A 6,567-nucleotide genomic window follows, 5' to 3' on the forward strand; every position below is an offset into this window, starting at 1 on the left:
CGTATAACATTTATACACGTGTCCTAATTAAAGGAGCCCGAATAAAATTTTAACATTTTTCATTCAAAAGTCAATTAAAACTAATATTTAGTCATTAAAATCTTCTGCATCTTCAAATGCTTCTTCTTCACCTTCAGCGATGTCATCATCTTCATCTTCTTCAATAACGATATCTGAACCGTCAATATCTTCTTCATTATCATCAGAATCATCTAATGTTTCTTGATCATCCGTTTGAGCTGGAATATCATCGTCATCATCCATTTCATCGTCGCCAAGTAACTTAAGATTTTCATCTTCTTCATCATCGTCATCAAGAATATCAAATTTTTGAATTGTTGGTGCAATTTTTTCTTCAATATCATCTACTGAATACCAATCACGTAATCCCCATTGATTTTCACCAACATTTAAGAAACGTCCATCTGTATTTAAGTCAGTATAAAATTGTACAATACGATTTTCAATTTCATCATATTCATAATTACCGAGACTTTTAAATTCGTCAATAATATCATAGAGATTCATTGTTGACCCTTTATCGTGTAATAAAGTATAAGCCATATCGATAAATGATTTTTCATCAACCATTTCTTTAGTATAATCTTGAATTTTCATTATAACTAAACTTCCTTTCAAAGGATTTTATTATCTTTACATTGCTTTTATTAATAGTAACAAAGATAAATTATAAATGACATTTTATGATTTCGCAATTGCTATTCAATTAGTAATTAATATATTTTTTGAAAATAACTAAGTCATCTGATTGATCTGTCTCAACAAAGCCGCTACTAATACATAATGGCTTAAGTTCATTATTTTCCCCAAATAATGTAATACCTATACTTCTTATTTCTTTAAAATGTTTACGTACATATGTAGGAAGTTGTCTTAAAGCACTCCCAGCAATCCCCTTTTTTCTTTGATCTTTATAGACTTCTATTGCAGCGATGTTTAGATGAGTATCTAGATGTTCGAGTGCAATAAATCCAATTTTTTGATCATCTTTTAATAAATCAATAATTTGATACATTGCAATATTTGAATTTTTATTCTCAACTAATTTCAATGACGATACATGTTTAGAATCCAAATCTAAATAGTATAAACGTTCTTTACCGATGGGTCCTTCTTCTTTAGTAGCAGTATGCATGAATCCAGCACGTTCATATACATTCCATGCCCCTTCATTTTCAGTATCAACAACTAAATATAAATGATTGAAATCTGGAAATAATAGTTGAACATATTGAGGTAAATACATCATCATAGTTGTACCATAGCCTTGTCCTTGAAATTTTTCATTAATAGACAATGATCGAACATAAACGACATGCTCAGGTGTATCATATCCTTCATGTTGATAATACTGATGAAGTATGAAGAATCCTACTACATCTCCATTTTCATTAATGGCAATATTAGCTACTCGATTTTCATCTTTTAAAGCATCTTCTAATACAGATTTAGGTAATGATGAATAAATTTGTTGTCGTTCGCTTAATTCAAAGTTTAAGACATCATCGCGATATTGTTCTTCAAATTCCTGAATTGTAATATTTTCAAATTGCTTTACTATACTCATAAAATTAACCCCTATATCTCAAAGTTGTTTTAATAATATCATATATAACCTTTAAATCTTATAAAATAATCTATTTACTCTAATATTTACTATTTATTTTATAATATTGTAAAATAATTGCAATTCGTCAAAATTATTATAGTATTAACATGTCATATATTAATTTTAGAGGTGAAAAAAATGAGAGTAGGTATCGATGCCGGCGGTACATTAATTAAAATAGCAATGGAAGATGATACACACCGTACATTGTCAACTGAATTAACAACAGATATAAATAAAGTCATTCAATGGTTAAACCAAAATGAATTCGAAAAAATCAATTTAACAGGTGGTAACGCAGGCGTTATTGCTGAAAACATCAAACAATCATCCCAAATATTTGTTGAATTTGATGCTGCTTCAAAGGGATTAGGTATTTTACTTAAGGAGCAAGGCCATCATATTAATCAATACATATTTGCAAACATAGGTACTGGTACATCTTTACACTATTATAATGGTCACCATCAAGAACGTGTAGGCGGAATTGGTACGGGTGGCGGAATGATTCGAGGTTTAGGTTATTTATTGACTGAAATATCTGATTATGAAACACTTACAAATCTCGCTCAATCTGGAAATAGAGATATTATCGATTTAAAAGTTAAACATATATATAAAGATTCTGAACCGCCTATTCCTGGTGAACTCACTGCTGCAAACTTTGGCAATGTACTAAATAATATGAATGAACATTTTACTAACTCAGATAAATTAGCATCTGTCGTGGGTGTCGTTGGAGAAGTGATTACAACGATGGCGATTACAGTAGCTCGTGAATGTCAAACAAAAAATGTTGTTTATATTGGGTCTTCTTTTAATAATAATCCCTTACTACGAAAAGTTATTGAGGATTATACTGTTTTACGAGGATGTCATCCTTTTTATATTGAAAATGGTGCATTTTCAGGTGCAATCGGTGTCCTTCATTTAAGCTAATTCAAACTAAAAACATTAACATAAAAATCCCAATAGATTTCTTAAAAAAGAAACCTATTGGGATTTGATTTAAAATGATAATTCATTAGATACTTTTTGTGGAGAAACAATGGTGCCTACGACTCCAGGTTTTAAGTCTACTGCGACAGCTTGATCATTATCTCTTAATTTATCAAGCCATTCACTAAATACACTACCTTCAATTTCGATTAAATCACATTCTTCAAAATCTTTATCACGAACTTTTCGTGCCCGATTTTTAATACTCCATACAGGCATAATATTAGGTTTTTGATTTTCTTTATCACTAATAAGAATAAATCTTTTTTCCCCTTTACGTGTTAAGCCAAAAACATGATTTTCTTTTGAAATATCTTTTGCAAATTCTTTAAGACGAATTTTGTCTAATTCAGACATGAGTTCATTCATCATGTCTACAACTTTGACAATATGTCCCTCTTCTTTACTTGAAGTATTGATTAAAATTTTATCACTTTCATCAAACAATTCATCCATATCATACGTAACGAACGTATCAATATCAATATTTAATAGTCGATCAAATTGAATGTCTGAGTGATTTAAATACTCTTTTGCAATGTCTTCATTCGTCCACATTCCTGTGTAATCACCATCTTCATGATGAATACGAATTAATTTTTTATTTTTACTAGCCAAAATAATGACTTCATTAATTAATATCTCTTTGAAATAGTCATTATGCTTATATTCCATTACAAACCCTCTCTCTTAATATACTAATTAAATGTTAAATTATATTAAAATTAACGTCAAACATCCATATTTTTTTTTATAATTAATTTAACCTATACTCTAACTTAATTAGTATCATCAAGTTCACTAATAAATGCTTGTTCTAATTGTTCAACTTCTTCTTTAGAATCAGCATTCCATATACATCCAAAGCGAGAATTCACTTCATCTTTACCAAACCAATCACCGTCATAATACGAAAGAGGATAAAGCACGCCTTGTTTAACATATTTTAAAATAACATTGAAGAAACGAGTATTATCTCCTCTTGAAAAATAACTATAAAATTTTTGATAGTTAGGATTTAATTCATCTTGTAATAGTAGCATGCTTGTCGAACCATTTTGTCTAAAATTCAAATCTATAGCAAATACATTATCATTTTCATCTAATAATAAATCAAATCCTGCCACACCAATAAAGCCTAAGTTCACTCCATTTTGCATAATTTCACGACCAGCTTGAATCACTTTTTCTGGAACATCATGCACATTTTCATTTCCTGCGTATAGACCATATTTATCAGTAATTTGATGGGCAGTACCTAGATAGGTGATACCTATTTCTTTAGAATATGCAAATTGGACACAATAATTTTTAACTGCTTCTATTTTTTGTTCAATGATTAAATTATCGGTAGCATGGGCCGCTTCAAATATTCGTTGAGTTGCTTTTTCTAAGTCTTCGTCGTTATAGCAAATCATTACGCCATAACCACCTGCAGTTGGTAATTCATCTCCTGGCTTAATTACAAAAGGATAATCCCAATCTTTGATACGACCTTTGAAATCTCTAATTGACACAATTTCACGGTCTGGTAAATATTTATGATTTGTCCATTCAGGAATACGTGATTTATTATTTAAAGCTACAAAAACGTCTTTATCAATGGCATACGCTTCGTCATCTACTATGTCATTGTTTTCGATATATTGAAAATATATTTTTTTCCCTTCTTTATTGATAATCTCTTGTAACAAGCGTTCATACGTTTCACGATCTCTAAATGTATAAAGATGCTCCGGTATTTTTTTACCAATAAAATCAAATAGTTGTTGTAACTTATCTGTAATACTCGCTTCGTGTACAACAATCGGCATATCCTTAGCGATAATCATTTCACGACCAGTCAAAAAATTAGACTGATGCTCTTCTGTTGTGAGCCAAGGATTCAATGCATAAGAAGGCCTTGAATTATATACAATATTTTCATTATACAAATCACTTAACGTTAACTTTGGAACACTATATTCATTTTTCATTTATTTACCCCTTTATTTGAGAATGTTGCTCTACAACCTCATCAAATAGTTTTTTATTTTCAATTAATTCTAGTCCCATAAGAGCAATAATTTTTGCGCCTCGAATCAAAGCTTGATCACCATGAACACTTGCAGCTGCTTCTCTAAAACGGTGTGTATGACCTACTAAATTTCTTGAGCCAATTTTAACATGTGGATGAATCGTAGGAACTATATGACTAACATTTCCTGTATCTGTCGAACCAAAACCAAAATCATCATAACTTACTTCTTCGCCAACTTCTATGGCGTATTTTTCAAATAATTCGTCTAGTTTAGGTGTTTTTATAAATTCATTTACACCATTTTGAATAGGACCAAATTCATAGTCACAGCCCGTTTGGATGGCTGCACCTCTTGCAATTTGATTAACACGTTCTGTTAAAATATCAAGTTCTTTTCTAGTAGTGGCACGTGTATAAAATCTCGCATGTGTATAATCAGGTATAATATTAGCAGCTTTACCTCCATCTAAAATTACACCGTATACACGATGACTTTTCTTAATATGTTGACGTAATTGAGCTACACCATTGAAATAAGAAATCATCGCATCTAATGCATTTAAAGCCTCATCCGCATTTTCTGAAGCGTGGGCGCTTTTACCATAAAATTTAATATCAAGCACATCAACGGCTAATGTATTTATCGTTGGATATGTTTCATTTCCAGGATGAATCATAAGTGCAATGTCAATATCATCAATCACACCGGCTTTTACATATGAAGCTTTTGCACTTCCATTTTCTCCACCTTCTTCGGCAGGACATCCTAATACAACTACTTTTCCACCAACATGATCGATGACTTGTTTAAGTGCTATTCCTGCTAATACACTTGCTGTCCCAATGATATTGTGGCCACATGCATGACCTAAACCAGGTAAAGCATCATATTCAGCTAAATATCCTATAGTTGGTCCTTCTTTTTCAGACTGGTAAGTTGCAATGAACCCAGTAGCATGTCCGGCAATATCCGTTTCTATCTCAAAATCATTTGCTCTTAATTGATCAATCAATGTTCTTGATGCAAATATCTCTTCATTGCCTAACTCAGGACGCTCGTGTATACGATGGCTTATTTCGACATAATCGTACTTTTTATTCTCTATATAGTCTAATATCTCTTGTTTACTACTCATCAATCTATACTCCTTTTATACACGAATATTAATATCCATATTTATTTAGACATCAAGTCAATCCATTTCTTGATGTATCTTTAAATTTAATTATTACTTATTTTATCGGATTTACTATAGATTGTCATCACATTCATTTGAATTTACAAAATTTTCTTACAATAAGTATTCGAATCACTTAATTAAGAAAATTGTAAATGATTAGCACTCTTGTTACAATCATATTATTCAAGCAATGTATTTATAGGAGGAAATAAATATGACTAAAATGAACGTTGAAAGTTTTAATCTTGACCATACAAAAGTAGTTGCACCATATATTCGCTTAGCAGGCACAATGGAAGGGATTAATGGAGACGTTATCAAAAAATATGATTTACGTTTTAAACAACCAAATAAAGCGCATATGGATATGCCAGCGCTACATTCATTAGAACATTTAATGGCTGAAAATATTAGAAATCATTCTGATAAAGTTGTAGATTTAAGTCCTATGGGTTGTCAAACTGGTTTTTATGTTTCATTTATTGATCACGATGATTATGAAGATGTATTAAATATTATTGAAAAAACTTTAAATGATGTGTTAGAAGCTACAGAAGTTCCTGCTTGCAATGAAGTTCAATGCGGTTGGGCTGCTAGTCATTCTCTTGAAGGTGCTAAAGCACTCGCAAAAGAATTCTTAGATAAACGTAATCAATGGGACGACGTTTTTGGTGAAGGCAAATAATTAATAATTAAATAAACAATGAGTCCGGGACATAAAGTATCTAGATAAGTGA

Annotated in this window: 7 protein-coding genes; 2 read left to right on the forward strand and 5 right to left on the reverse strand. The window is 30.9% G+C overall.

Translation table 11 applies throughout. The annotated features are described in order from the left end of the window. Nucleotides 1–87 precede the first annotated feature (87 nt). Both rpoE and HMPREF3131_RS05680 read right to left on the reverse strand, forming a co-directional pair. Nucleotides 88–618, reverse strand: coding sequence for a DNA-directed RNA polymerase subunit delta (gene rpoE / locus HMPREF3131_RS05675; protein WP_049379480.1), 531 nt, complete (start codon nt 616–618; stop codon nt 88–90). Nucleotides 619–727: 109 nt separating this feature from the next. Continuing rightward, on the reverse strand, nt 728–1,588 hold the full coding sequence (locus HMPREF3131_RS05680) for a GNAT family N-acetyltransferase (protein ID WP_070436520.1): 861 nt from the start codon (nt 1,586–1,588) through the stop codon (nt 728–730). 180 nt (nt 1,589–1,768) lie between these two features. Here HMPREF3131_RS05680 and coaW point away from each other — a divergent pair, with 180 nt between their 5' ends. Then, complete coding sequence (gene coaW, locus HMPREF3131_RS05685; protein ID WP_017175114.1) at nt 1,769–2,569, forward strand: type II pantothenate kinase; 801 nt, start codon at nt 1,769–1,771, stop codon at nt 2,567–2,569. A gap of 69 nt (nt 2,570–2,638) precedes the next feature. On the opposite strand, the gene HMPREF3131_RS05690 is transcribed toward coaW, so the two are convergent. From HMPREF3131_RS05690 to HMPREF3131_RS05700, 3 genes are all read right to left on the reverse strand, one after another. Further along, entirely contained in the window at nt 2,639–3,304 is a 666-nt protein-coding gene (locus HMPREF3131_RS05690; RefSeq protein ID WP_017175113.1) for a DUF2750 domain-containing protein, read from the reverse strand. A gap of 104 nt (nt 3,305–3,408) precedes the next feature. After that, nucleotides 3,409–4,605 carry an L-aspartate--L-methionine ligase LdmS gene (locus HMPREF3131_RS05695; RefSeq protein WP_019835601.1) on the reverse strand — a complete coding sequence of 399 codons (1,197 nt, stop codon included), beginning with the start codon at nt 4,603–4,605 and terminating at the stop codon, nt 3,409–3,411. 4 nt (nt 4,606–4,609) lie between these two features. After that, on the reverse strand, nt 4,610–5,785 hold the full coding sequence (locus tag HMPREF3131_RS05700) for a M20 family metallopeptidase (protein WP_070436521.1): 1,176 nt from the start codon (nt 5,783–5,785) through the stop codon (nt 4,610–4,612). 259 nt (nt 5,786–6,044) lie between these two features. Between HMPREF3131_RS05700 and HMPREF3131_RS05705 the strand changes: the two genes are divergently transcribed. Then, nucleotides 6,045–6,515 (forward strand): S-ribosylhomocysteine lyase, encoded by a 471-nt coding sequence (locus HMPREF3131_RS05705; protein ID WP_048680310.1) that lies wholly within the window; start codon nt 6,045–6,047, stop codon nt 6,513–6,515. Nucleotides 6,516–6,567: the final 52 nt, after the last annotated feature.

The sequence above is a fragment of the Staphylococcus sp. HMSC14C01 genome, from assembly GCF_001808085.1.
Classification (GTDB): domain Bacteria; phylum Bacillota; class Bacilli; order Staphylococcales; family Staphylococcaceae; genus Staphylococcus; species Staphylococcus hominis.